This window comes from uncultured Caballeronia sp. (assembly GCF_964243625.1).
In the GTDB taxonomy this organism is placed as follows: Bacteria; Pseudomonadota; Gammaproteobacteria; order Burkholderiales; family Burkholderiaceae; genus Caballeronia.
On record NZ_CAXTGZ010000747.1, the window covers coordinates 1 to 2,717 of the forward strand.

General features: G+C 53.2%; 2 protein-coding genes. Both read left to right on the top strand.

The genetic code is table 11. The features are described from left to right. The first annotated feature begins 914 nt into the window (after positions 1 to 914). Positions 915 to 1,961 (top strand): 4-hydroxyphenylpyruvate dioxygenase, encoded by a 1,047-nt coding sequence (hppD, locus tag ACFFAR_RS30295; RefSeq protein WP_375509123.1) that lies wholly within the window; start codon positions 915 to 917, stop codon positions 1,959 to 1,961. Between the two features lies 1 nt (position 1,962). Beyond that, on the top strand, positions 1,963 to 2,286 hold the full coding sequence (locus tag ACFFAR_RS30300) for a hypothetical protein (protein ID WP_174365401.1): 324 nt from the start codon (positions 1,963 to 1,965) through the stop codon (positions 2,284 to 2,286). The last annotated feature ends 431 nt before the right edge of the window (positions 2,287 to 2,717 follow it).

Below are 2,717 nucleotides of genomic sequence, written 5' to 3' on the forward strand. Positions count from 1 at the left end.
CGCCATTAGAGGTTAAAACAGTAATCGATGCTAATACGACGAGCGCGGACGAAGCCATACGGAAGTTGGTCATAAGATATGTATCCAGAAGAAAGGTTCTTAGAAGCAAAGCGGGTCGTATCCACCTACACAATTTCATACTGAATTCGTCGGCTTTGCACGCGCTAATTGAGGGATAAACGTCGATAGGATAACCAAATTTACGCTCTCTGTCGTCACATCGCATTGATACTTTTCGGTGCTTAGAATTCCTCACTTTATATCTTGGAATGCTGAATCCGCGTTCGGCTTGCAGCGCTAGGCTTAACCCAATTGTGCATTTCAGTGCCCATGAAACCCTGTGTCCAACAGTACGTCGCGCATCGATGGCGCCGCCAATTATTGCCAAAAGCGAGGTGCGAAGTATCCCCCGTGTTGTCCGAGAGTGTGTCGCTTCTTGTTACCCGGTGCGCAGCGCCTTCCCGTCTTTGGAGTTGTCCGGTGCAAAGACACGATTACGCGTGCAGTCAGATCTATGTAATGCATATTCGATGTATTGACCGGATTCGCGGAAATGTTTGCATCCGCGCCGGGCCGGGAGAGTTGCGACCCGCCCCTACCCCATACGCCATGGTCTGACCTTCAACGCACATGTCAGGGTTCCTCCTCATATGCTCTCCCGCGGCAACCACGACCAATCATATAACATTTATTTACGCGCGAAATAATTGCATAGGAAATTAAAAGGGTCTACACTCGGAACGTGGTCAAGCAGTAGCCGCAACAGCGCCTCGAGTCTGATCTGTGGGCGACTTCTCGATGTTTAGGAGGTACCGGCGGCGACTGTGGGATGCTTCACAGACAAATTACGGAAATGGCGATCCCGCGGATCGCCGCGTTGACTTTGCGTAAGTTAACGCACAACAGGAGCAAACATGGCAGAGAATCGTAGCGTCCGTGTCCTCGACACGGCATTCATGGAATTTACAAGTCCAACGCCAGATGCGCTTATCGCAACATTTGAGCGCTTAGGTTTTCAGACTGCCGGAACGCATCGCAGTCAGCGTATTACTTGGCTGAGACAGGGCGGCGTCAACGTCATCGTAAATGGCGAGTCGGGATCGCACGGAGAACGCTTCGGGCAGTTGCACGGGCCTTCATGTGCCGGGATGGCCTTTCTCGTCACGGACAGTGCGGAGGCAATGGAAATCGCACTGTCGCACGGAGCCAAGCCTGCGACGTTCGCTGCCAACACGCTTATTCCTCGCGCAGCATTGCGCGGGATTGGAGACAGCGCGCTTTATGTGATCGATACCGCATTTTATGACGAGCTGAAAGCCGTTTTTGATTTTCGAGCTATCGCCGAGCCGATAGCGCCCTTCATCCGCATCGACCACGTGACTCACTGTGTCCTCCCGGGACAAATGGCCGAGTGGGTAAGCTTTTATAAGAACATTTTTGGCTTTGAAGAAGTATTCAAGTACGTCGCAGGGGATGCGCAAAACGGCTTTGACACGATCGCTGTACGAGCGCCGGACAGCGCAGCATGCGTAACGGTTATCGAGCCGATGGGCGCCGCCTCTCAAATACAGGAATTCATTGACGAATACCAAGGCGAGGGTATTCAGCACATTGCTATGAGCAGTGGTGATCTATACGGAACCGTCGAACGGCTAACCAGCGACGGCATAGAGTTCCTGCCAGCGCCAGCCACATACTACTCAGCGCTTGATGATCGCCTTCCAGGTCACGGTGAAAATGTGAGCGAACTTAAACGCCTGAACATGCTGCTCGACGGCGCAAATACTGGTGAAAACCCCGACGCTAAATCCCTGCTGCTCCTGCAAATTTTTACCCGGAAGATGGTCGGGCCAATTTTCTTCGAAGCCATCCAGCGAAAAGGAAACACGTCGTTTGGAGAAGGTAATGCAACGGCGTTGTTTGAGGCGATTAAGCGCGAGCAGGAAGGAGACCAGATCTAAAATGACCTACCTGATCCACTGCCTGTATAGACCCGGCGGCGCTCAAGAACGTTTGCCAATCCGACGAGCGCATATCGAATACATGCTGGAATGGCTACCGTCCACAGTATTTGGGTCGGCAATTTTGAGTAGTAACGGAGGCACGCCCATCGGCATGGTGGTCGCTCTTAATGTTTCGACCAATGCCGATGCGCAGCGATTTATCAGCGGCGAACCATACTGTAGTGCAGGTCTATTCGGAACAATTACCGTCAACCCGTTAGTACAAATGACGCCCCCATACACGCGCGATTTCTTAGAAAGCGAATTGGAGAAATGTGAATGAGCCACCCTCCTGTGATTCCGTTGCGCGCGGGCACCTACAGTCGGCAGGCCCATGCGGACTTGCCAGCCGGCACCTATGAGCGGGAGGTGGGACGCGAAGGCTTCGGCGGTCAGTCAACGCATTTCTACCATAGTCATCCGCCCACTGCCTGGACGAAATGGGAAGGCGAACATCGCCCTCGCGCTTTCGACTTGAACCGTTTTGGTCCTGGCGAATGTCCGCTAGAGGCGCAACTGGTCGCATCGAACGCTCACCTGCGCTTGCGAGTTTGGAAGCCCACCAAGCCAATGTCACACCTTGTACGGAACGCAGATGGAGATGACCTCCTTTTCGTGCATGCCGGTGGAGGAAACCTCTACTGCGACTACGGGCGGATCGAACTTCATGAGGGTGATTACTTTTTGCTCCCACGCGGTACGATGTGGCGGCTT

What these genes read in the sequence shown, in the direction of transcription:
- hppD (WP_375509123.1), top strand. Translation starts at nt 915, where the DNA reads ATGGCAGAGAATCGTAGCGTCCGTGTCCTCGACACGGCATTCATGGAA.
- ACFFAR_RS30300 (WP_174365401.1), top strand. Translation starts at nt 1,963, where the DNA reads ATGACCTACCTGATCCACTGCCTGTATAGACCCGGCGGCGCTCAAGAA.